Here is a 22,542-nt window from a genome sequence, read left to right as displayed (position 1 = left end):
GGACGCGCGGCGCTCTGTTGCAGCCTGACCTGGGTGGTGATCAGGCCGCGCGTTTCAGTGCATCTCCGATCATGGAAACGATGGTGTCGATCTGTTCCTTTTCCACGATAAGCGGTGGCGAAAGCGCGATCACATCGCCCGTAACACGGATCAGAAGGCCCTTCTTGAAGCAATCCGTGAACACGTCATAGGCACGTGCGCCGATGGCGCCTTCGCGGGACGACAGTTCGATTGCGCCAACGAGGCCCAAGTTGCGGATGTCGATGACATTTGGCGCGCCCTTCAGCGAATGAAGCGCGTTCTGCCAATGTTCGGCCAGTTCTGCGCCGCGCGTCAGAAGACCTTCTTCGGCGTAGATTTCCAGCGTGGCAAGACCAGCAGCACAGGCAACCGGATGACCGGAATAGGTGTAGCCGTGGAAGAGCTCGATGGCGTTTTCGGGGCCGGTCATCAGCGCATCATGCACTGTGCGGCTGGCGAAGACAGCACCCATTGGAATTGCGCCGTTGGTCAGGCCCTTGGCAGTGGTGACGAGGTCAGGCTTAACGCCGAAATAATCAACCGCAAATGGTGTGCCGAGGCGACCGAAGCCGGTGATGACTTCGTCATAGATCACCAGAATGCCGTGCTTGTCAGCGGTGGCGCGGATGCGTTCAAGATAGCCTTTTGGTGGCAGAATAACACCGGCTGAACCGGACATCGGTTCGACGATGACGGCAGCAATCTTTTCTGCGCCATGGAGCTGAACCAGACGCTCCAGATCATCAGCAAGCTCGATGCCGTGTTCTGGCAAGCCTTTGGAGAAGGCATTGCGGCCAATATCGAGCGTATGGCGCATATGATCGGCAGGAATCTGCGGGAAAACGCGACGGTTGTTGACGAGGCCGCCGACAGAAATGCCGCCGAAGCCAACGCCGTGATAACCTTTTTCGCGACCGATCACGAGCGTACGGGTGCCCTGACCAATCGCGCGCTGATAGGCGATGGCGATCTTCAGTGCAGTATCGACCGACTCCGAGCCGGAATTGGTGAAGAACACGCGATCGAGCTTGGCATCCGGGCCACCGGGCGCAATGGCTGCGAGCTTTTCAGCAAAATCGAAAGCGATGTTGTGGCCCATCTGGAAGGTCGGCGCGAAGTCCATGGTCGAGATCTGGCGCTCGACTGCCTGGGTGATCTGCTCGCGGCCATGACCGGCATTGCAGCACCAGAGGCCTGCGGTTCCGTCCAGAACCTGATTGCCGTCGACATCGGTGTAATACATGCCCGAAGCGCTTGCGAGCAGGCGTGGGGCGGCCTTGAACTGGCGGTTGGCCGTGAACGGCATCCAGAAGTTATCAAGACTTGGCGCGTTGGTGTTGTTAAGCATTCAGACCTCCTATTTGAGAGCCTGTTCCAAAAGCCGCCCTGAGCGGCTGCAAATGGCAATTTGCTGCGTTCCGGTGTTCATGTACCTTTAAGTACACTGCGCTCCGGTACTCGAAAATCACCATTTTCGCGCGCACATGCCGCTTTTTGAATGAGGCTCTTTGGAGTAAAAGGACATGTATCACCGAAGGCAACAAGTCCTTTTTTCATAAAATTTAAATCATTGAAATTATGTGCTTTGAAACAAAAGTTTGTGATATATCGAACATCATAAACAGTAAGGGACGTGTCGATGAGCATCGATATTGGGGGCAGGCTTCGTTATGTGCGCATGCGGCAGAATCTGTCTCAGCGCGAGCTTGCAAAACGGGCCGGTGTGACCAATTCCACCATATCGCTGATCGAAGCCAATCAGTCCAATCCGTCGGTGGGTGCATTAAAGCGCATTCTGGATGGAATTCCTATCGGAATGGCCGAGTTTTTTGCGCTTGAGCCGGATGCACCGCACAAGGTCTTTTATCAGGCGGATGAGTTGGTGGAGATCGGCAAGGGGCCGATTTCCTATCGGCAAGTGGGTGATCACTTGTTCTCGCGTTCGTTGCAAATCCTCAAAGAGCGCTATGAGCCGGGTTCAGATACCGGCAAGGTTCTGCTCATGCATGAAGGCGAGGAGGGCGGCATCGTGATTTCCGGTCGCATCGAAGTGACGGTCGGCAGCGAGCGTCGTATCTTAGGTCCGGGCGATGCCTATTATTTCTCAAGCAAGCTGCCGCATCGTTTCAAATGCGTGGGGCCAGTGGCCTGTGAGGTGGTGAGCGCCTGCACACCACCGAGTTTTTGATAGTGTTACGCTTATGAGTAGCGGGCGATGCTTAAATCATCAGCCTGAATGTCTGGCTTGTTACCCGAGATAAGGTCCGCGAGCAGCTTGCCGGAACCCGGACCCATGGTCCAGCCAAGCGTGCCGTGGCCCGCATTGATGAACACATTTTCGTAGCGGGTTGCACCGATGATCGGCGTTGAATCCGGCGTCATTGGACGCAGGCCCGACCAGAAGGTTGCAGCCTTGAGATCGCCACCGGGGAATAGATCGCTCACCGACAGATCAAGCGTTGCACGACGTGCAGCGGGCAGATCTTTGGTGAAGCCTGAAACCTCGGCCATGCCGCCGACGCGGATACGGTCGCCAAGGCGGGTGATGGCAATCTTGAAGCTCTCATCCAGCACGGTCGAGACAGGGGCCAGCTCTTCATTGATGATCGGTGCGGTGATCGAATAGCCCTTGACCGGATAGATCGGGGCGTTCAGCCCAAGCGACTTGACCAGTGCAGGCGTGTAGCTGCCAAGTGCCACGACATAACGGTCAGCCGTCAGAATGCCTTGCGAAGTTTCAACACCCGACACCTTGCCGCCGGACATGAGCAGCGATTTGATATCCACACCAAAGCGGAATTTAACGCCAAGACCTTCGGCAATTTTGGCCAGTTCATTGGTGAATTTGAAGCAATCGCCGGTTTCATCATTGGGCAAGCGCAGGCCGCCGACAAATTTATCGCGGGCGCGGGCCAGAGCTGGTTCAACACGCACGCAGTCTTCCCGGTCGAGCACTTCAAACGGTACGCCATCCTGACGCAGAACTTCAATATCGTTGCCGATGCCATCAAGCTGATATTGCTCACGGAACAGCTGCAACGTGCCCTGCGTGCGCTGATCATATTGGATGCCGGTTTCATTGCGCAGTGCCATAAGGCAATCGCGGCTATATTCGGCCACGCGTACCATGCGACTTTTGTTGACCTTGTAGCGTCTCTCCGTACAGTTCGCGAGCATCTGCAACAGCCAGCTATATTGCTTTGGATCAGAGGTCAGGCACAGAACCAGCGGCGCATGTTTCTGAAACAGCCATTTGGCGGCTTTTAATGGAATGCCGGGGGCAGCCCATGGCGATGCGTAGCCCGGCGAAACCTGTCCGGCATTGGCAAAGCTGGTTTCCAACGCAGGGCCTTCTTCACGGTCAACAACGGTAACCTCGTGACCTTGTTTGGCCAGATAATAGGCCGTGGTGACGCCAATGACGCCGCTGCCGAGAATGGTGATCTGCATGTTCGCCTCTGTTTTATGCTTTTTCTTTTGGTGTTGGGCCATCCACGTAAACACGGGCATAGCGGTGGCCTAACGAAGTCAGGATTTCATAGGGAATGGTGTCGCAATCACGTGCCACATCTTCGAGCCGCTGATGTGGGCCGACGAGTTCGACCATGCTGCCGAGTGTGAGCGTGCCTTCGGGCAGGGCCGTGACGTCAAGCGTGATGGAGTCCATCGAGACGCGACCGACAATCGGCAGGCGTGTGTCGCCATAAAAGGCAGAACCCTTATTGCTCAAAGCGCGGAACCAGCCATCGGCATAGCCGACTGCAATGGTGGCAATCCGCATAGGTTTTTCGGCGATGAATGTGCCGCCGTAACCGACCGCCGCACCTTTATCGATATCGCGCACCTGAATGACGCGGGCGGAGAGTTCCAGCACAGGCTTAATCGGATTTTCGCCAGCGGCAGGTCCAACGCCATAAAGCGCTACACCCGGACGGGCGAGATTGAAGTGATAGGTCTTTTCGAGAAAACAACCGCCGGAGTTTGAAAATGCCACGGGCATTTTTGGCAAACGGGCAAGCGCTGCCGACATCGCTGCTAGCTGGCGCGCATTGGCGGGGTTTTCCGGCTCATCACCGCTTGCCAGATGGCTGATGACGAATTTCACATCGATATGGTCCAGAAGGTGCTTGTCATCGACAAGCTGATCGAGTTCTTTGGCGGACAGGCCAAGGCGCGACATGCCAGTATCAATTTGCAAGAGCGCGGGCAGTTTTTCGTTCAGGCTTGCCGCAAGTGCCGACCAGTTTGCAATTTGCTCCAACGAGTTGAGAACAGGCAGGATTTTCTCGCGTGCACAGGCAGCTTCCGTGCCGGGCTGCAAACCATTGAGCACATAAAGCGTTGCATCAGGATTGAGAAAAGGGCGAAGGGCAAATGCCTCGCCAAGATGGGCGACGAAGAAATCGCGGCAACCTGCTTCATAAAAAGCCGGTGCGACGCGGTTTGCGCCCAAGCCATAGGAATCCGCCTTCACAACAGCAGCAGCGCGGGTTGGCGCGATGCGTTTTGCAATGGTCGCATAATTGTGGCGCAGAGCTTGGAGGTCGATGGTCAGCACGCCACCAGCGGCGAGGTCTCGTTCTGTTTGAGAAAAATGCATCGACATAGGGCTCATTTCCAGTGCACTCAATTTGTTAGTGGGATGACTGGAATTTAATCCGCTTCCTCCCAAAAGCACATCGCCTCGGCGGTGCGGATCACAATTCCTTGCCACCAAAGCGATAGGCTCGATGATAGTCGAAGACTATTCGAATGTTTTTGCTATTTGTCGCATATTATGCGAATTTTAACACGAATTACGCACTTATTAGCTTCTAGATTGAAGATTCTGCATGGCGACACTCGATAGCATTGACCGTAATATCATCCGCTGCCTCCGTCGCGACGGGCGTATGACCAATAGCCAACTTGCAGCCGAAGTCGGGCTTTCGCAGTCCGCTTGTCTGCGGCGTGTTCAGATTCTCGAAGAAAGCGGTGTTATTCGCGGCTATACGGCAATTGTCGGCTCATCGGGTGGCGATGAGCGGTTGGTGGCGATTGTGCGCATTACGCTGGACCGGCAGACGGAAGAATATCTCAACCGGTTTGAGGAAGCCGTGCGGCGCCATCCGGAAGTGCAGGAATGCTATCTGATGACCGGCGATGCTGATTATATTTTACGCGTTGAAGCGGAGAATGCTGCTTCCTATGAAATCATTCACAAGGAAATTTTGTCGCGATTGCCGGGCGTCGCACGCATTCATTCGAGCTTTGCAATCCGCACGGTTCTTCTATCGAAAGCACCCGTTACGAGGACATAAAAAAACCCGGCTCTTGCCGGGTTTTTGTAATTATTTTTCAGATATTAGTTGAACTCGTAGCGAAGACCAGCGCGGACGGTATGGATGTTGAAGCCATTGTCGCGTGCCTGTGCGCCTGTTGCGCCCGGACCTTCGGCGTTGCCGTATGGGTTGGTGCTGCGATCAGCAGCGTCATAACCATAGGCCTTGCCACCGTTGATGCGCAGATACCGATAGCCCAGGTCAAATTTCAGCTGCTGGGTGAGGTCGTAGCTGACACCAGCCATCAGGCCCATGGCAAAGCGCCAGCTATCCAGACCATTCTTGTCGGATTGGTAATCACAATCACGGGTTGTGACGCCAGAGCATATCTGACGTGTATCCCAATTGCCGTATTTCACATAGGCAGCACCAAGACCGGCACCGAGATATGGGGTGACGGCTCCAACCTTTGGCAAGTCAACATAGGCATTCGCCATTGCCGTCCAGATATTTGCCGTCGAAGCATCTTCATAATTGCAATTATCTTCAACCGGATTGAGGCCGTGGGCGCTCTTTACATAACTGGTGCACTTGGTCCGGCCGTTGATATTGGCGCGGAAAAAGTCCAGCGTGGCATCGGTGCGGAACATTTCGTTGAAACGATAACCAACGCCGAGGCCATAAGATGCGCCCCCTTTCAGCTTGAAACTATCGTATTTCAAGGTGTCGTCGATGCCGCGATAAGGTGGATCAAACTGGTTCCAGAAATTCCAGTTGCCATCGGTTTTGTTCTTAAAATTATAGCCAAGGTCACCGCGAATATACCAGCCGGATGCGACAGGGGGTGGAGCGATGATCGTTGGAGCTGGCTCATCGTAAACAATGTCAGCAGCGCGCGCTCCGTTGGCGCAAAATGCTGTACCAAGGGCGATGAACGCGATCGCTGAAACATTCTTCATCTAACCAACTCCAGACTAATTTCACCACAGCTCCCGAACTGTTGGTTGAAGTTGGTAAACGAATATACTTAAATTAAGGTTACTTCTTATTAGGCTACACTAAAATTTAACGTTTTAGTTGTGTCTTAAATACTGTTTTTATTAAAAAAACCCGACACAAGCCGGGTTTTACAATTTTAGATGGTTGTCAGGATTTTAGTTAAAATTCGCTGACTTTATGATCGATTGATCAATGTCGTTGATGTTGCGTTTACCGCAAAGCGCCATTGTCACGTCGAGTTCTCTGCGGATGATGTCGAGCGCCAGCGTTACGCCTTCTTTACCCATTGCGCCAAGACCGTAAAGGAACGGGCGGCCAATAAACACGCCTTGCGCGCCAAGTGCGCGTGCTTTGAGAACATCCTGACCAGAGCGAACACCACCGTCCATATGCACTTCGATCTGGTCGCCAACGGCGTCGACAATTGGCTTGAGCATCGAGATGGAGGAAACCGCACCATCCAACTGACGGCCACCGTGATTGGAAACAATAATCGCATCTGCGCCGGTCTTCGCCGCCATCAATGCATCTTCCTCGTCGAGGATGCCTTTGAGAATCAGCTTGCCGCCCCATTGCTCCTTGATCCAGGCAACATCGTTCCAATTGAGTTGCGGATCGAACTGTTCGGCAGTCCATACGGAGAGCGAAGAAAGGTCGGTCACGTTTTTCGCGTGGCCCGCAATGTTGCGGAAGGTGCGGCGCTGGGTACCCATCATGCCCAGACACCAGCCGGGGCGGGTGGCCATCTGCCAGATATGCTTTGGCGTGAACTTTGGCGGTGCAGACAGACCATTGCGCAAATCTTTGTGACGCTGGCCGAGGATTTGCAGATCAAGCGTCAGCACCAGAGCTGAGCAGCCTGCTGCCTTGGCGCGGCTGATGAGGTTCTTCACGAACTCCCGATCTTTCATGACATAGAGCTGGAACCAGAATGGCTTCTTGGTAACCGATGCCACGTCTTCGATAGAGCAAATGCTCATGGTTGACAGAGTGAAAGGAACGCCAGCGGCTTCGGCGGCCTGTGCAGCCAGCATTTCGCCATCCGCATGTTGCATGCCGGTCAAACCCGTTGGGGCGAGGGCGACAGGCATCGAAACTTTTTCGCCGATCATCGTCGTTTCAAGAGAGCGATTGGTCATGTCGACCAGTACGCGCTGGCGAAGCTTGATCTTCGAGAAATCGCTTTCATTGGCGCGATAGGTCGATTCCGTCCATGCGCCAGAGTCTGCATAGTCAAAGAACATCTTTGGGACACGGCGCTTTGCCAATCGTTTCAGGTCGGCGATTTCAACGATTTTGGGCATTCTCCACCCCTTGTGGTCAGTTTTGTTTACCAGTCGAATGAACGATTGCGTTGCTGAAATCAAGGAAAACAATCATCACAGTTTCCATTGCTCTCGGTTATTTGATGCCACAATTCTTCGGACCATACTATCTGGTGTCTTTTGTGACTGAGATGTTGATGCCATATGGTATAAAGTAAAGATAACTTTAAGACAGTTAGCGGCCACTTTTGACGCATATTGAAGGTCAAGAGGCGTAAAAACATAGATAATCGGGCACGAAGCGCTGTGCAGTCGAGGATAGCAAAATGAGCAAAACTCACGACACTGGATTTATCGGCAAGAAGTCGAGTGCTGCTGGTGGGTGGGGTGCGTTAAAAAGCTGCGGCAAGCAATTGCTGGCCAGCGGTGCGCCTTTAACGGGTGCGCGGGCATTGCTTAAAGCCAATCAGCCCGACGGATTCGATTGTCCCGGCTGTGCGTGGGGCGACCCGGAGCATGGCTCGTCGTTTGAGTTTTGCGAAAATGGTGTGAAGGCTGTCGCGTGGGAAGCCACCGAGCGACGCACGACGCCCAAGTTTTTCACCGAGCATACGGTCTCCGAACTGCGCTCGTGGACGGATTATGCGCTGGAGAACACCGGGCGTTTGACGCATCCGATGCGCTATAATGCGGCGAGCGATAAATATGAAGCGGTCGAATGGGACGAGGCTTTTGCGACCATTGGCAGTATTTTAAACAGCTTTGATACGCCGGATCGCGTTGAGTTTTATACATCGGGCCGTGCCTCCAATGAAGCCGCCTTTCTCTATCAGCTTTTCGTGCGCGCTTATGGCACCAATAATTTTCCCGACTGCTCGAACATGTGTCACGAGGCGAGCGGCGTTGCGCTGACACAGGCGGTCGGTGTTGGCAAAGGCACTGTTCTGCTTGAGGATTTCGAGCATGCCGATGCGATTTTTGTGGTTGGCCAGAATCCCGGCACCAATCATCCGCGTATGTTGGGTGATCTCAGGCGTGCCGCCGAGCGCGGTGCGAAGATTGTCGTCTTCAATCCAGTGCGCGAGCGCGGACTGGAACGTTTTTCCGATCCGCAAGACAAGCTCGAAATGATGCGTGGCGGCAGCGAAGCGATTGCCAGCGATTATTATCAGCCGCGTCTTGGCGGTGATATGGCCGCCTTCCGCGGCATGGCCAAGGCGGTGTTTGCGGCTGATGATGCAGCTCTCGCTAAGGGTGAACCGTCGGTTCTTGATCGGGAGTTTTTGGCGCAGCATACGGCCGAGTTTGAAGCCTATCGCAAGGCTGTTGATGCGACAACGTGGGAAGAAATCGAAGATCAGTCGGGTTTGTTGCGACAGTCACTCGAACATGCGGCACGCATTTATATGCAGGCTGGCAAGGTAATCTGCACATGGGCGATGGGTATCACGCAACATAGACATTCCGTCATCACCATTCGCGAGATCACCAATTTCATGCTGCTGCGCGGCAATATTGGCAAAACGGGTGCTGGTCTGTGTCCGGTGCGTGGCCATTCCAATGTGCAGGGTGATCGCACTGTTGGCATCAATGAAAAGCCATCAGCAGCGTTTTTAGATGCGCTGGAAAAAGAGTTTGGGTTCGAGGTGCCGCGTGCGCCCGGGCATAATGTGCTTGCTGCAATTGGTGCCATGCTTGATGGAACGGCGAAGGCCTTTATTGGGCTTGGCGGCAATTTTGCCCGCGCCACGCCGGATAGCCCGATCATTTCCAAAGCGCTGTCTTCGCAACGACTGACCGTGCATATCGCAACTAAGCTCAATCATTCGCATCTGGTGCCGGGGCAGGATTCGTTCATTCTCCCATGTCTTGGACGCACCGAGATTGATCTCAATTCCAAAGGCGTTGCGCAGATTGTAACGGTCGAGGATTCCATGAGCATGGTGCATGGCTCGGGTGGTATCAACAAACCAGCATCGTCCTTGTTGCGTTCGGAAATCGGTATTATCGCTGGAATGGCCAATGCGACGCTTGGAGCAAAGCCCGTCAATTGGCTGGCACTGGCTGATGACTATGATCTGATCCGCAATCATATTGCGAAGGTGCTGCCTGATTTTTACGATTTTAATGAGCGGGTTCGGGTGCCGCGCGGCTTCCATTTGCGCAATTCTGCGCGAGAATTGGAATGGCGCACGCCAAAAGGCAAGGCGACGTTCTGGAGTGGAGCATTGCCGGAAGCGGTTGAACATCAACAGGCGCGTGGCAAGCCGGGGCGTTACGTCCTGCAAACCTTCCGCAGCCATGATCAGTATAACACGACAATTTACGGCATGGATGATCGTTATCGCGGCGTGTATGGTGAGCGTCAGGTCGTGTTCATGAACCCTGCCGATATGTCGGATATTGGTGTTGAAGCGGGTGACCGTGCGGATATTGTCGGCGAATTCAATGATGGTGTTGAGCGCGTTGCCCGTAATTTCCGTTTTGTGCCTTACGATATTCCACGTGGTTGTATTGCTGGCTACTATCCCGAGATGAATGTGCTCGTGCCGCTTGGTAGCGCTGGTGAAGGCAGCGATACACCGACATCAAAATCGGTTATCGTTTCATTCCGGCCGGTGCAGGCTGTGAGTGCGTGACCGACGCCACTGACTATATGGCGCTGGTCGATGCAATCGAAGCGCAATCCGGCAAAATCTCGCGGCTGGGTGCCGGCATTCTTGCGGCCGCGGCACTTGAAATTGCATCGGACAGCCGCAGTTTTGCACGAATATTGGGAGTTGCCCATGCGCTTGTGTTGCGCGAAATTGCAGCATTGAGCGTAGAGGGTGGTTATATTTCTATTCTTCAACGCGATGAGCGAACACAGCGTACAAAATATGCGCTCAACGCTTCTGCTGTTCGACTTATTGAAGATACACGCAGATAATTTATTCTGCTTCTTGTTTTGTCCGGCGGCGGTGCCGATATTCCGGAGACTTCAGAAATGGCAGTTAATGATGTTTAGAAGGCGTGCTTTCCTTAGCACTCATTTAATAGCATTGTGCGCGCCGTAGAAACAGGCGAGAATCGTTCAAATGGCTAGTGAAATTCCTCCGCTTATGCAGTTAAGAGAGGTTCGTCTTCGAGCTATTGCGCTGGTTCTTTTGACTAGCGGCATTGTCGGTGGTTCTGGCTATGTTGCACATGCCGAAATGAGCGGGACGATTCCTGTTGCTGTGGTTGAAAGCACGCTTGTTGATTATCAGCCGCAACTGACCCTATCGGGGGCTATCGCAGCCCGCTCGCTTGTGAACGTATCTTTCCGTGTGAACGGCCAAGTTGTTGAACGCCTTGTCGAAATTGGCCAGCATGTCAATAAAGGGGAAGTTCTTGCGCGCATCGATAATGCTGAGCAGCAGGCCAATATGCGGGTTGCGCAGGCCTCGCAGGATGCAGCGCGTGCGCAGCTCGTGCAAGCTGAGGCAAGTTTCAAACGACAACAGGCTTTGTTGGAGCAGGGGTTTACGACGCGCAGTCAGTTCGATCAGGTGCAACAGATTTTACGCACCGCGCAAAGCTCAGTAACCAACGCTGAAAGCCAGTTGAGTAATGCGCGTGACGAGCTGTCTTATACAGAGCTGCGCGCGCCTGTTTCAGGCGTTATAACGGCGCGTAACGTCGAGAGCGGACAGGTGGTGCAGGCCGCACAGACTGCGTTTTCGATTGCCGAAGACGGCGCACGCGATGCGATTTTCGATGTGCAGGAAACGCTGGTCAATCATGCCAAAATTGGCATGGGTGTGACGCTGGGTCTGCTTTCGGATGAAGAGGTTAAGACTGAAGGCAGCATTCGCGAAATTTCGCCGGTGGTTGATGCGCAAACTGGCACTGTGCGCGTGAAGGTTGGAATTTCGGACGTGCCTGAGCAAATGGCGCTTGGTGCAATCGTTACCGGCACCGTGCATATGGATGGGCGAGAAGTGTTTATTCTGCCGTGGAGCGCGGTCGCATCGAATGCCGGAAATACGGCCGTGTGGCGCGTGGCCAAGGATACGAAGCTCGCAGCGCTGGTTCCGGTGCAGGTGCTTGCTTTTGAGAAAGAGCGGGTGATCGTTGCGTCCGGTCTGAATGAAGGCGATCTGGTTGTGACCAAGGGTGCGCAGATGTTGCGCACGGGTGCCCAGACAGAGATTATTCAGGGTCTTGAAGGGGCAGCTGCGCAATGAAGCCGTCTATGAAAATCTTTGGCTCTCTTGCTTTGGCGGGAGCGCTTGTTGCGCTGGCAGCCTGTGGCAAGGAGGATGATAAGTCCGCAGAAGCCGCTCCTGTTCGTCCGGTGCTTTACACAATTGCTACGCCAAAGCCTGCGATACAAACCAGTTTTGCCGGTACAATCGAGCCGCGCTATTCGACTGATCTCGCTTTTCGGGTGCTGGGGCGATTGATTGCGCGTCCTGTCATTGTTGGTGATCTCGTCAAAAAAGGCGAGACAGTCGCCATGCTTGATCCTACGGCACTTGATCTTTCTGTGCAGTCGGCAAAAGCTGATCTTGCAAGTGCGCAGGCGCAATATGCCAATGCTGCCGCGAGTGAGGAGCGTCTTCATATTCTGCTCAAAGGCAGCAATATTTCGCAAGCCGATTATGATGCCGCAAAGCAGGCGCGTGACAGCGCACAGGCCGGGCTTGAAAAAGCACAGGCTGGTTTGCGCAAGGCGGAAGATCAGCGTGGTTATGCAGTTTTAAGCCCGGATTTTGACGGGGTTATTTCAGCCACCAATGCGGAAGTTGGACAAGTGGTTGCAGCAGGCCAGGCTGTGATGACAGTAGCGCGACCGGATATTCGCGAAGCCGTTCTTGATATACCTGACAATATGACTGAGTTTTTTGCGGCAGGAACGCCATTTCATGTTCAGCTTCAGGCCGATGGAAGTGTCACAGGGCAGGGAACTGTGCGTGAAGTTGCACCGCAAGCGGATGCGCAAACACGCACGCGTCGTGTTCGTATAGCACTTGAAAATCCACCAGAAGGTTTCCGGCTTGGCGCAACCATTCGCGCAGGCCGCACACGGTCGCAGAACGATCATGTGATCTTGCCGATTGAGGCGCTGGTGGAGAAAGACGGTAAAACGGCAATCTGGGTCGTTGATCCCAAAACGCAGACCGTAAGCCTTCATGATATTGAGGTTGTGGAGCGCGGTCGCGATAGTTTTATGGCCAATAATGTTGAAGCGGGTAGCTACGTGGCAACGGCTGGCGTGAACCAGCTTGAAGAAGGACAAAAAGTCCGGCTGGATGCGAAGGGGAGCGGCCTGTGAAAAAAGGTTTTAATCTTTCTGACTGGGCTTTGAACCATCGTTCGCTGGTCTGGTATTTCATGCTGGTTTTTCTGGTTGCAGGCTTTGTCTCCTATCTCGACCTTGGCCGTGCGGAGGATCCTGAATTTACCGTAAAGACGATGGTTGTTCAGGCAAGCTGGCCGGGTGCGTCCATTGATGAGACGATGAATCAAGTCACCGACCGGCTTGAAAAGAAGCTCGAAGAGCTGGATACGCTTGATTATACGCGCAGCGTGACCACGCCCGGCAAGTCGGTGGTGTTTGTGTTCTTGAAAGACACTGTGCGCAAGGAACAAGTGACCAAGGCGTGGTCCGAGGTTCGGCACATGCTGGATGACATCAAACCCACTTTGCCTGAGGGCGTTTATGGTCCTTATTACAATGACAAGTTTGGCGATGTGTTTGGCAATATTTATGCTTTCACATCCGATGGGTTGTCGATGCGCCAATTGCGCGACTATGCGGAAGATGTACGAACCAAAATTCTGACTATTCCAAGCGCTGGTAAGGTTGAGTTGATCGGCGCGCAGGATGAGGCGATCTATCTCGAATTTTCAACTCGTCAGGTGGCAGCCCTTGGTCTTGATCAGCAGGCTATTCTGAAAGCGCTTCAGGATCAGAATGCGATAACGCCGTCGGGTGTCGTGCAGGCAGGCCCGGAGCGCATCAGCGTACGGGTGAGTGGTCAGTTTAACTCAGAAGATGATCTTCGTGCCGTCAATTTGCGCGTCAATGATCGCTTCTTCCGCCTCTCGGACGTTGCCACAATCACACGCGGCTATGTTGACCCGCCAACAGCGATTTTCCGCGTGAATGGCGAAGATGCCATTGGGATTGCAGTTGGTATGAAGCCAAATGGCAATCTGCTGGAGTTTGGCGAAAAGCTTGACGCGATGATGGATAAGGTGAAAGCCGATCTGCCCGTCGGTATCAATGTTTCCAAAGTTGCTGACCAGCCAGAAGTGGTTCAGGACGCGGTGTCAGGTTTTACCAAAGCGCTGTTTGAAGCGGTGGTGATTGTTCTGGCCGTCAGCTTCATCAGCCTTGGTCTGCGAGCTGGTTTTGTGGTCTCGCTCTCGATCCCGCTTGTGCTGGCGATTACCTTCCTCGTCATGTCGCTGATGGACATTTCGCTGCAACGTGTGTCGCTGGGTGCGCTGATCATCTCGCTCGGGCTTCTGGTCGATGATGCGATGATTGCTGTGGAAATGATGGTGGCGCGGCTTGAACACGGCGATCCCATCCATAAAGCCGCGACTTACGTCTATTCGCACACCGCATTTCCGATGCTCACAGGTACGCTTGTGACCATTGCGGGCTTTATCCCGATTGGCCTTAATTCCAGTCAGGCAGGCGAATATACTTACACGCTGTTTGTGGTGATTGCGGTTTCGCTGATCGTTTCATGGATTGTGGCGGTGCTGTTTGCGCCGCTTCTGGGTGTGACGATATTGCCGAAAAAGATGAAGCATCATGAGCATAAGCCCAGCCGGTTTTTTCAAGCTTTCTCAAAAACACTGCTGCTGGCGATGCGCCATAAATGGATCACCATTGTCGCAACGGTAGCTTTGTTTGTCGTCTCGGTTTTTGGAATGGGCTTTATTGAGCGCCAGTTTTTCCCGGAATCGGATCGCCCTGAACTGGTGATCGACTGGACACTGCCGCAGAACAGCTCGATTGCGGATACCAAAGCGCAGATGGAGCGCTTTGAGCAGACGATGCTTAAGGACAATCCAGATATCGAACACTGGAGTACCTATATCGGGCAGAGCGCAATTCGTTTCATTCTGTCGTTCGATGTGCAGCCAGCCAATCCTTATTTCGGGCAGATGGTCGTGGTCGCGAAAGACGTCGACGCACGCGATCGCCTGAAAGAAAAATTCGATGAGGTGCTGCGCAAGGACTATGTTGGCACTGATACGTTCGTGAAATTCCTGGAACTTGGGCCGCCGGTCGGGCGACCGGTGCAGTATCGCATTTCCGGGCCTGACATTCAGCAACTGCGTGGCATCGCGCAGGATTTCGCAGGCGTCATGAGTGCCGATAAGCGCCTTGGTGTTGTCAGCTATAACTGGAATGAACCGGGCCGGGTTATTCGGGTCGATGTGATGCAGGACAAGGCACGCAAGCTTGGTATTTCATCCAAGGATATTGCAACGACCTTAAATAGCGTGGTGGGCGGTATTCCGGTCACGCAAGTGCGCGATTCGATCTATCTGATTGATGTGATCGTGCGCGCGCAGAAGCATGAACGCGATTCCATTGACACATTGCAGAGCCTGCAAATCGCAACGGGCAACGGAACTTCGGTCCCGCTCGCAGCTATTGCCAATTTCCGCTACGAGCTTGAGCAGCCGGTTGTTTATCGCCGTTCGCGCATTCCAACCATCACCGTTGCAGCTGGCATTAACGATAACACCATGCCGGATACAATTGTCAGCGAGTTGCAGCCTTCGGTGAACAGTTTCATCGAAAAACTGCCAGCGGGTTATTCGATTGTGACGGCGGGTACAGTTGAAGAAAGCGGCAAGAGTCAGGGACCGATTGCTGCCGTTGTGCCGCTGATGCTTTTTGTGATGGCAACTGTGCTGATGTTGCAATTGCAAAGTTTCCAGCGCTTGTTCCTCGTGGTCGCCGTTGCGCCTCTTGGACTGATCGGTGTTGTTGCAGCGCTGCTTCCAAGCGGGAAGCCGCTTGGTTTTGTTGCAATCCTCGGCGTACTGGCGTTGATCGGCATTCTGATCCGTAACTCAGTCATTCTGATCGTTCAGGTTGAGGAACATATCAGCGAGGGCATGCATCCATGGGATTCGGTTGTGCAGGCAAGCCAGCATCGTATGCGGCCTATCGCATTGACCGCCGCAGCTGCAAGTCTGGCGCTGATCCCGATTGCGCGGGAAGTGTTCTGGGGCCCAATGGCTTACGCCATGATGGGCGGCATTATCGCCGGAACAGCGATTACACTTTTGTTTCTGCCAGCGCTTTATGTTGCATGGTTCCGCATCAAGGAGCCGGATGCAAAAGCAGATGAAACAACGGTGGAGCCACAGCCACAACATTGATATGGATTGAGTGATCCAACTGGAGAATGATCATGCAAACTGCTCCATCGTTGATGCTGCAAGAAACCGAACAGTCACCGTCTGTCGTGGCGATGCTTCTTGAGGCTGAGGCCGGGACATTTGCTGAAATTAGCCGCCTTTTTGAAAAGCAGCCCGCAGTGATTACGACAGCGGCCCGCGGTTCATCTGATCATGCTGCGACGTTTTTCAAGTATCTGATGGAGATTGCGACCGGCATTCCGGTTGCCTCGATTGGGCCATCGGTGGCCTCCGTTTATGGCGCACAACTGAAACTGACAGGAGGGCTGCATTTCACGGTTTCGCAATCGGGTGCCAGCCCGGATATTATTGCGGTGCAGGACGCTGCAAAGCGGGGAGGGGCGACAACCGTTGCAGTGGTCAACGTCACGGATAGTCCGCTTGCGAAGGGTGCAGATATTGTGCTCGCCCTTCATGCGGGTGAAGAGAAAAGCGTTGCTGCAACGAAATCCTTTATTGCATCAGTTGCTGCGCTTTCAGGCGTGGTTGCTGCTGCCAGCAACGATGTGCGGCTGAAGGAGGGTTTGAGCCGCTTGCCAGAAGCACTTTCCGCAACGAAGCCGGAAGGTCGTGAGGCAGTGGAAGACCTGTTGGTTGAGGCAAAGTCGCTGTTCACAGGTGGACGCGGCACGGCCTATGCCATTTCCCTTGAAGCCGCACTCAAGGCCAAGGAAACCGCCAATATTCATGCGGAAGCATTCTCGCTTGCCGAGCTGATGCATGGGCCGATGCGGCTGGTGGAAGCTGGTTTTCCAATTCTGTCGTTCATTCCGCAGGATGAGGCGCTTGAAACAAGCATTCAGGCACTGGGCAGGCTTGGATCGTTCGGCGCGAACCTTGTCTCGTTTGGTGATGCTTCGGTGCCGGGCCATCGGGTGCCGTCTGCGAGCACCGGCAACGGCCATCTCGGCCCGCTGGTTTCGCTCATCAACTATTATCGGATCATTGAATCGGTCACGCGCCGCAAGGGCTACGATCCCGATAAGCCCCGTCATTTGAACAAGGTGACTTCGACCGTCTAAAGAATACTCCTACAAATTTGCTCATCACGCATTATCGACTTGATAGCGCAATCCGGTCAGTGCATTACGCATTCTGGCATGGTGATCGTTGCTCTGTAGAGTAAAAATCATCATGCGAATGAGCCTGCACGATGGATCGGTTCCGCTTAATGGGAAATCTCAGAGCCGCTCTATCGATTGGTAATACGCATTATTCGACGCAAAACCGCTCCGCACTTTTGGCTCGAAAATGCTTTAAAGGAAGTCCGATGCATAACTTTGTCCTGACCGTCACCTGCAAGTCCACCCGCGGTATTGTTGCTGCGATCTCGGGTTATCTTTCGGGCAAAGGGTGTAATATCATTGACAGCGCCCAGTTTGACGATCTTGACACGGGTCGCTTCTTCATGCGCGTCAGCTTTATTTCTGAAGAAGGTGTTGCGCTCGATGTTCTGCGCGATGGATTTGCGCCGATAGCTGCGCCGTTCGAGATGGATTTCGACTTCCACGACAATGCCCATCGCACGAAGACGCTTTTGATGGTCTCGCGTTTTGGTCATTGTTTGAATGATCTTCTGTATCGCTGGAAAATCGGTGCGCTGCCGATCGATATTGTCGGCGTTGTGTCGAACCACTTCGATTATCAGAAGGTTGTCGTTAATCACGATATTCCGTTCCACCATATCGCTGTCACCAAGGCCAACAAGCCGGAAGCCGAACAGCGGCTGCTGGACATTGTCGAGAATACGGGCACGGAGCTTGTGGTTCTTGCGCGTTATATGCAGGTTCTGTCTGATTCACTTTGCCAGAAAATGTCAGGTCGAATCATCAATATTCATCATTCATTCCTGCCATCGTTTAAGGGGGCAAACCCTTACAAGCAGGCCTATGAGCGCGGTGTGAAGCTGATTGGTGCGACAGCGCATTACGTGACGGCTGATCTTGATGAAGGTCCGATCATCGAGCAGGACGTTGCGCGCGTGACCCATGCGCAGAGTGCGGCTGATTATGTGTCCATTGGCCGTGATGTTGAAGCGCAGGTTCTGGCCCGCGCCGTTCACGCCCATATTCATCACCGTTCATTCCTCAACGGCAATCGTACCGTCGTATTCCCGGCTTCGCCTGGGTCCTTCGCCTCCGAACGTATGGGCTGATATTGAGGCTCTGGCGGCCTGCAAATCGCGTCTTTTTGCGCTTCCGGTGCTCACGTACTCAAGTACGCTGTGCGCCGGTTCTCAAAAGCCACGATTTTCGGCACGCCATAACCACAATCTCGCTAGTCGCATGGGTTAGTGAAGCATCGGTCGATACGTTGCGGCCATAAAAAACCCCGTTTTTGGCGGGGTTTTCTTTTGATCTATCGTGAGGCCGATTAGTCGATGTCGAAGGAAACGCCCTGTGCGAGCGGCAGAGCCTTCGAGTAGTTGATGGTGTTGGTTGCGCGGCGCATATAGCCCTTCCACGCATCCGAACCCGATTCACGGCCACCGCCGGTTTCCTTTTCGCCGCCAAATGCGCCGCCGATTTCAGCACCCGAAGTGCCGATATTGACGTTTGCAATACCGCAATCCGAACCTTCAACCGAAAGGAAGCGCTCTGCTTCCTGCAAGTTGAGCGTGAAAATCGACGAGGACAGGCCTGCACCAACTTCGTTATGGCTCGCCAGCACGTCGTCGAAGTCGGAATATTTCATGACGTAAAGGATCGGTGCGAAGGTTTCTTCGAGAACCGGGCCTTCCTGCTTTGGCATTTCAACGATAGCCGGACGCACATAGTAAGCGTTTTCATGGCCAGTATCGACGCGTTCGCCGCCCTGTACCTTGCCGCCGTGAGCAGCTGCTTCCTTGAGTGCCTTCTGCATGTTGTCGAAAGCAACCTTGTCGATCAATGGACCGACCAGAGCTGTGGTTTCGAGCGGCGAACCAACGGTAACGCTGGCATATGCCTTCTGCAGACGTGGGACGAGAGCGTCGTAAACGCTTTCATGCACGAACAGACGACGAAGCGTGGTGCAACGCTGACCAGCGGTGCCCATTGCACCGAAAGCGATTGCGCGCAGCGCCATGTCGAGATCGGCCGATGGGCAGACGATACCGGCATTGTTGCCGCCGAGTTCGAGGATTGCACGTGCAAAACGCTTTGCAAGGCGTGGACCAACTTCGCGGCCCATGCGGGTCGAACCGGTTGCTGAAAGAACAGGAACCTTCGGGCTGTCAACGAGAACTTCACCAACAGTTCGGTCGCCGAGTACAACTTCAGCCAGACCTTCTGGAGCATCGCCAAAACGCTTGATGGCGCGCTTCAGGATTGCGTCACATGCAATAGCGGTGAGCAGGGTCTTTTCCGATGGCTTCCAGACAACCGCGTTGCCGCAAACGAGAGCGAGCGCCGAGTTCCATGCCCAGACAGCAACAGGGAAGTTGAAGGCCGAGATAACGCCGACAACGCCAAGCGGATGCCAGGTTTCCATCATGCGATGGCCAGCGCGTTCGGTTGCGATGGTAAGACCGTAGAGCTGACGCGACAGACCGACTGCGAAATCACAGATGTCGATCATTTCCTGTACTTCGCCAAGGCCTTCCGAAGGAATCTTGCCAGCTTCGAGCGATACGAGACGGCCGAGATCTTCTTTGGAAGCGCGGAGTTCTTCACCCAGAAGACGGATCAGTTCGCCACGCTTTGGAGCTGGAACAGTGCGCCAAGCGCGGAAAGCTTCGTCAGCCTTGTCGATGATCTTGACGGCATCTTCTTTGCTGTGAGTTTTGATCGAAGCGATCTGTTCACCGGAGACCGGGCTGAAGCCAGCGAGGTCGCCCGACGTGTAAAGGTCTGCATCAACGCCAAGCTTTGCAAGCAGATCAGCGGCTTCTTTTTTCACGTCGAGTTTTTTAACAGCGGTGTTCATATTTATCCTCTTAACCTGTCTAATCACGAGAGCAGTTCAAATTAGAGCGGTTTCGAAGTTACTGCTCTCGTTGTTTATATTTACGCATTGTCCGACGCAAAACCGCTTCGCACTTTTGCTGGAAATGCTTAGTTATTCGGCTGCTTCAAGACCGCTCAGGCGGGCCTGTACAGCTTCGATGGATTCGCGTTCAATACGAGCATAATGCTCGAATTCATTAAGAACCTTTGCACCAAGGTCTTCCTCGAAACGCTTCTGGTTCGGGCTTTCCACAAAATCCTGCGCGTCGTCGTCGCCCAGATTGGACTGGAAGATACCAGCGGCACTGACCGGCAGGAAGTCTTCATAGATGATCGGATCGAACTGGACTGCGCCGCCTTCGATCAGAGTTTCAATATCGGTGTCAGGTTTGAAAGCTGCAAGACGTGCGGCATCCTTAACCGAGTAGGCGAAATAGCCAAGCGCTTCTTCGCGAATGCCTGCCCATGTGTCAGGGAAAGCGGCAAAGGTGTCGCTCAGTGCCTTCACATATTCAGCCGAGTTCGAACCATCAGGCGCCGGGCGTGCAATGGCACGGGTGTCGTTGAGCAGCTTGTCGTAAAGTGCTCGGCCCTTTGGTGTCAATGCTACGCCGCGCTGTTCGATTTCACCGAAACGGGCGGTGTGAGAGCCTGGGGTCCAGGTGCCATCTGCGCTGACAAACGAGACTTCTTCTTCCAGCGCCTTGAACGAGGTCTGGCGCAGAAGGATCGGGCATTTGCGGGTTGGTGGACCTTCGACAACTGCCTTCGGGTTGATGCCGCGATCCGGCATCTGAACCTGCACAGCGTCGATGTCGAGCGTGCGTGGTGTCAGGTGGTTGATGTGTGGACCCTTGAAGGACACAACGTCGGCGATCAGGCGATGCGCATCGTGGAGGCGATGGTAAAGCTCTGCGCTTACATTGGCATGATCGTGCCAGCGGAATGTTTCCAGCACTTCTGCAACGAAGGTTTTTGCGTCAGCTTCATCAAGGCCGCCATTGGTTTCGGCTTTCTCGACAAGCGCGATTGCTCCCGGCGTGAAGATGTTACGCTTCGCCAGAACTTCTTCCGATTCTTCGCGCAGCTTTGCGTCGGCAATCAGATCAAGGCGCAGGAGTGATGTGAAAACACGGAATGGATTGTGCTTGAGGGCCGCATCGTCAATCGGGCGGAAGGCGGTGGAATGCACGGGTACCCCCGCAGCACTCAGATCGTAGTAACCAACCGGGAACATGCCCATGACCGAGAAAACGCGGCGCATCATCGACAGTTCAGCGGCAGTACCCAAACGGATTGCACCGTGACGTTCTTCGGAAATGCGCTCAAGCGAGTCGGTCTCCGTCAAACGCTCATGCAGTTGTGTGTCGTCTGCGAGGACCTTTGCGTTCACATCGGAGACGAGTTCCATCAATGTGCCATAAGCAGGCACTTCTTCCTTATACATGGCCGACATGGCTGCCGAAAAGGCGGAGCGAATGGCGTCCGGTGAAACGAATTTCTGCGCGTTCATTGCAAGAGCTTCCGTAGAAGTTGGTTCGTCTGCCTGGAAGGTATGTGTGATAATAAAAAACATACCGCGATTATGATGAAAATGTATCATATCAGCCGTTTTGCCGTTATGATCGCGACGAACGCAACTATGTTAATGCGAGATTGGAATGAAGCTTAGCAGGAGACTGATCCCCGACATTGCCACGCTGCAAGCGTTTGAATGTGCGGCCCGCCATGGCAGTTTCACGCAGGCTGCCAACGAATTGAACCTCACACAAAGCGCTGTCAGCCGTCAGATCAAGGATCTCGAAAGTCAGCTCGGGGTCTTGTTGTTTGAGCGCATCCGCCAGCGCATTCTTTTATCTGATGCAGGGCGAAAGTTCCTGCCGGAAGTGCGGCGTCTGCTCAACCAGACTGAGGATACCATGTTGCGCGCTATGGCGTCAGCGCAATCGACATCGTCATTCAGCGTGGCGACGCTGCCGACTTTTGGTACACGCTGGCTGATGCCGCGCATCCCGGATTTTATTGAAAAGCATCCCGGGATTGCTATCAATGTGGCTTCGCGTTCCGGCGTTTTCGACTTTGAAGAACAGCCGTTTGACCTTGCCATTCATTATGGACAGCCGGTCTGGGCACATGCGACCTGCACCTTCCTGTGCTCAGAAGTGATTGTGCCTGTGGCAAGCCCGAGCCTTTTGAAAGCACGCCATCCGGCAAACCCCGAAGAGCTGGAAGATGAGCCGTTGCTGCATCTTGCGACCCGCCCTAAAATGTGGGCGCAATGGTTTGAAAGCTGTGGCGTTGAAGGCAAGTCGGCTTATCGTGGTCACCGTTTTGATCAGTTTTCGATGGTGATCGGGGCGGCACTTGCAGGCCTTGGCTTCGCGCTGTTGCCGCTTTATCTGATCGAGCAGGAATTGCGCAACGGTGAACTGGTCATGCTTTTTGAGCAGCCGATGCGGACCGAGAATGACTATTATCTGGTGGTTCCGGAAGGCAAACTTGAGAACCCGCTGACGCAGGTTTTCTGTCAGTGGATCGCTGGACAGGTGGGGAACGTTGTTCTTTAGTATAGGTCATTCCGAACGAGCATGAATTGTTGCGCAAATATTGCTGTCCTTGTGGCTTCCGCGGCGTGAAATAGCCAGCACG

At 53.8% G+C, this 22,542-nt stretch carries 17 protein-coding genes and 1 pseudogene; 11 read left to right on the top strand and 7 right to left on the bottom strand.

The window, feature by feature from the left end; all coding sequences use genetic code 11:
- Window positions 1-40: 40 nt before the first annotated feature.
- Complete coding sequence (locus tag RI570_RS03350) at window positions 41-1,369, bottom strand: aspartate aminotransferase family protein (protein ID WP_313826951.1); 1,329 nt, start codon at window positions 1,367-1,369, stop codon at window positions 41-43.
- 52 nt (window positions 1,370-1,421) lie between these two features.
- On the opposite strand from RI570_RS03350, the pseudogene RI570_RS03345 reads away from it, so the two are divergent.
- A pseudogene (locus RI570_RS03345) lies at window positions 1,422-1,554 on the top strand (flagellar basal body P-ring protein FlgI); the annotation flags it as partial.
- A 106-nt stretch (window positions 1,555-1,660) separates the two neighbouring features.
- Complete coding sequence (locus tag RI570_RS03340) at window positions 1,661-2,209, top strand: cupin domain-containing protein (RefSeq protein ID WP_140903681.1); 549 nt, start codon at window positions 1,661-1,663, stop codon at window positions 2,207-2,209.
- 11 nt (window positions 2,210-2,220) lie between these two features.
- Here RI570_RS03340 and RI570_RS03335 read toward each other — a convergent pair whose 3' ends face one another.
- Window positions 2,221-3,471: a D-amino acid dehydrogenase gene (locus tag RI570_RS03335; protein WP_313826950.1), complete on the bottom strand. Its 1,251-nt coding sequence runs from the start codon at window positions 3,469-3,471 to the stop codon at window positions 2,221-2,223.
- 13 nt (window positions 3,472-3,484) lie between these two features.
- On the bottom strand, window positions 3,485-4,636 hold the full coding sequence (alr, locus tag RI570_RS03330; protein ID WP_313826949.1) for an alanine racemase: 1,152 nt from the start codon (window positions 4,634-4,636) through the stop codon (window positions 3,485-3,487).
- Window positions 4,637-4,853: 217 nt separating this feature from the next.
- Here alr and RI570_RS03325 point away from each other — a divergent pair, with 217 nt between their 5' ends.
- The gene (locus RI570_RS03325) at window positions 4,854-5,321 is read left to right on the top strand and encodes an Lrp/AsnC family transcriptional regulator (protein ID WP_313826948.1); all 468 of its coding nucleotides are present in this window, start codon (window positions 4,854-4,856) and stop codon (window positions 5,319-5,321) included.
- 44 nt (window positions 5,322-5,365) lie between these two features.
- Here the strand turns inward: RI570_RS03325 and RI570_RS03320 are convergent, their stop codons facing one another.
- A complete protein-coding gene (locus RI570_RS03320) occupies window positions 5,366-6,241 on the bottom strand; it encodes a porin family protein (RefSeq protein ID WP_313826947.1) in 876 nt (291 codons plus the stop codon).
- Between the two features lie 195 nt (window positions 6,242-6,436).
- Window positions 6,437-7,585 carry an alpha-hydroxy acid oxidase gene (locus RI570_RS03315; protein WP_313826946.1) on the bottom strand — a complete coding sequence of 383 codons (1,149 nt, stop codon included), beginning with the start codon at window positions 7,583-7,585 and terminating at the stop codon, window positions 6,437-6,439.
- 287 nt (window positions 7,586-7,872) lie between these two features.
- Between RI570_RS03315 and RI570_RS03310 the strand changes: the two genes are divergently transcribed.
- The 7 genes from RI570_RS03310 to purU all read left to right on the top strand — a co-directional run bounded on the left by RI570_RS03310 (window position 7,873) and on the right by purU (window position 18,122).
- On the top strand, window positions 7,873-10,185 hold the full coding sequence (locus RI570_RS03310) for an FdhF/YdeP family oxidoreductase (protein ID WP_313826945.1): 2,313 nt from the start codon (window positions 7,873-7,875) through the stop codon (window positions 10,183-10,185).
- Window positions 10,186-10,202: 17 nt separating this feature from the next.
- The gene (locus tag RI570_RS03305; RefSeq protein WP_313828534.1) at window positions 10,203-10,475 is read left to right on the top strand and encodes a hypothetical protein; all 273 of its coding nucleotides are present in this window, start codon (window positions 10,203-10,205) and stop codon (window positions 10,473-10,475) included.
- Window positions 10,476-10,623: 148 nt separating this feature from the next.
- Window positions 10,624-11,754, top strand: coding sequence for an efflux RND transporter periplasmic adaptor subunit (locus tag RI570_RS03300; protein ID WP_313826944.1), 1,131 nt, complete (start codon window positions 10,624-10,626; stop codon window positions 11,752-11,754).
- An 8-nt stretch (window positions 11,755-11,762) separates the two neighbouring features.
- On the top strand, window positions 11,763-12,845 hold the full coding sequence (locus RI570_RS03295) for an efflux RND transporter periplasmic adaptor subunit (RefSeq protein WP_409558611.1): 1,083 nt from the start codon (window positions 11,763-11,765) through the stop codon (window positions 12,843-12,845).
- Entirely contained in the window at window positions 12,842-15,928 is a 3,087-nt protein-coding gene (locus tag RI570_RS03290; protein WP_313826942.1) for an efflux RND transporter permease subunit, read from the top strand. The genes RI570_RS03295 and RI570_RS03290 overlap by 4 nt, the downstream gene beginning before the upstream one ends.
- A 32-nt stretch (window positions 15,929-15,960) precedes the next feature.
- Window positions 15,961-16,989, top strand: a complete 1,029-nt coding sequence (locus RI570_RS03285) for an SIS domain-containing protein (protein ID WP_313826941.1) — start codon at window positions 15,961-15,963, stop codon at window positions 16,987-16,989.
- Window positions 16,990-17,237: 248 nt separating this feature from the next.
- Window positions 17,238-18,122: a formyltetrahydrofolate deformylase gene (gene purU / locus RI570_RS03280; RefSeq protein ID WP_313826939.1), complete on the top strand. Its 885-nt coding sequence runs from the start codon at window positions 17,238-17,240 to the stop codon at window positions 18,120-18,122.
- A gap of 218 nt (window positions 18,123-18,340) precedes the next feature.
- Here purU and RI570_RS03275 read toward each other — a convergent pair whose 3' ends face one another.
- Entirely contained in the window at window positions 18,341-19,873 is a 1,533-nt protein-coding gene (locus tag RI570_RS03275) for an aldehyde dehydrogenase family protein (RefSeq protein ID WP_313826938.1), read from the bottom strand.
- A gap of 132 nt (window positions 19,874-20,005) precedes the next feature.
- Entirely contained in the window at window positions 20,006-21,406 is a 1,401-nt protein-coding gene (locus RI570_RS03270) for a VOC family protein (RefSeq protein ID WP_313826937.1), read from the bottom strand.
- A gap of 148 nt (window positions 21,407-21,554) precedes the next feature.
- Between RI570_RS03270 and RI570_RS03265 the strand changes: the two genes are divergently transcribed.
- Window positions 21,555-22,460 carry a LysR family transcriptional regulator gene (locus tag RI570_RS03265; RefSeq protein WP_313826936.1) on the top strand — a complete coding sequence of 302 codons (906 nt, stop codon included), beginning with the start codon at window positions 21,555-21,557 and terminating at the stop codon, window positions 22,458-22,460.
- Window positions 22,461-22,542 lie beyond the last annotated feature (82 nt).

It is taken from the genome of Brucella pseudogrignonensis (genome assembly GCF_032190615.1).
Lineage (GTDB): Bacteria > Pseudomonadota > Alphaproteobacteria > Rhizobiales > Rhizobiaceae > Brucella > Brucella pseudogrignonensis_B.
Note: the sequence above shows the minus strand (reverse complement) of the source record. Positions and strands in the feature narration are given on the sequence as shown.

What these genes read in the sequence shown, in the direction of transcription:
- RI570_RS03350 (WP_313826951.1), bottom strand. Translation starts at nt 1,369, where the DNA reads ATGCTTAACAACACCAACGCGCCAAGTCTTGATAACTTCTGGATGCCG.
- RI570_RS03340 (WP_140903681.1), top strand. Translation starts at nt 1,661, where the DNA reads ATGAGCATCGATATTGGGGGCAGGCTTCGTTATGTGCGCATGCGGCAG.
- RI570_RS03335 (WP_313826950.1), bottom strand. Translation starts at nt 3,471, where the DNA reads ATGCAGATCACCATTCTCGGCAGCGGCGTCATTGGCGTCACCACGGCC.
- alr (WP_313826949.1), bottom strand. Translation starts at nt 4,636, where the DNA reads ATGAGCCCTATGTCGATGCATTTTTCTCAAACAGAACGAGACCTCGCC.
- RI570_RS03325 (WP_313826948.1), top strand. Translation starts at nt 4,854, where the DNA reads ATGGCGACACTCGATAGCATTGACCGTAATATCATCCGCTGCCTCCGT.
- RI570_RS03320 (WP_313826947.1), bottom strand. Translation starts at nt 6,241, where the DNA reads ATGAAGAATGTTTCAGCGATCGCGTTCATCGCCCTTGGTACAGCATTT.
- RI570_RS03315 (WP_313826946.1), bottom strand. Translation starts at nt 7,585, where the DNA reads ATGCCCAAAATCGTTGAAATCGCCGACCTGAAACGATTGGCAAAGCGC.
- RI570_RS03310 (WP_313826945.1), top strand. Translation starts at nt 7,873, where the DNA reads ATGAGCAAAACTCACGACACTGGATTTATCGGCAAGAAGTCGAGTGCT.
- RI570_RS03305 (WP_313828534.1), top strand. Translation starts at nt 10,203, where the DNA reads ATGGCGCTGGTCGATGCAATCGAAGCGCAATCCGGCAAAATCTCGCGG.
- RI570_RS03300 (WP_313826944.1), top strand. Translation starts at nt 10,624, where the DNA reads ATGGCTAGTGAAATTCCTCCGCTTATGCAGTTAAGAGAGGTTCGTCTT.
- RI570_RS03295 (WP_409558611.1), top strand. Translation starts at nt 11,763, where the DNA reads ATGAAAATCTTTGGCTCTCTTGCTTTGGCGGGAGCGCTTGTTGCGCTG.
- RI570_RS03285 (WP_313826941.1), top strand. Translation starts at nt 15,961, where the DNA reads ATGCAAACTGCTCCATCGTTGATGCTGCAAGAAACCGAACAGTCACCG.
- purU (WP_313826939.1), top strand. Translation starts at nt 17,238, where the DNA reads ATGCATAACTTTGTCCTGACCGTCACCTGCAAGTCCACCCGCGGTATT.
- RI570_RS03275 (WP_313826938.1), bottom strand. Translation starts at nt 19,873, where the DNA reads ATGAACACCGCTGTTAAAAAACTCGACGTGAAAAAAGAAGCCGCTGAT.
- RI570_RS03270 (WP_313826937.1), bottom strand. Translation starts at nt 21,406, where the DNA reads ATGAACGCGCAGAAATTCGTTTCACCGGACGCCATTCGCTCCGCCTTT.
- RI570_RS03265 (WP_313826936.1), top strand. Translation starts at nt 21,555, where the DNA reads ATGAAGCTTAGCAGGAGACTGATCCCCGACATTGCCACGCTGCAAGCG.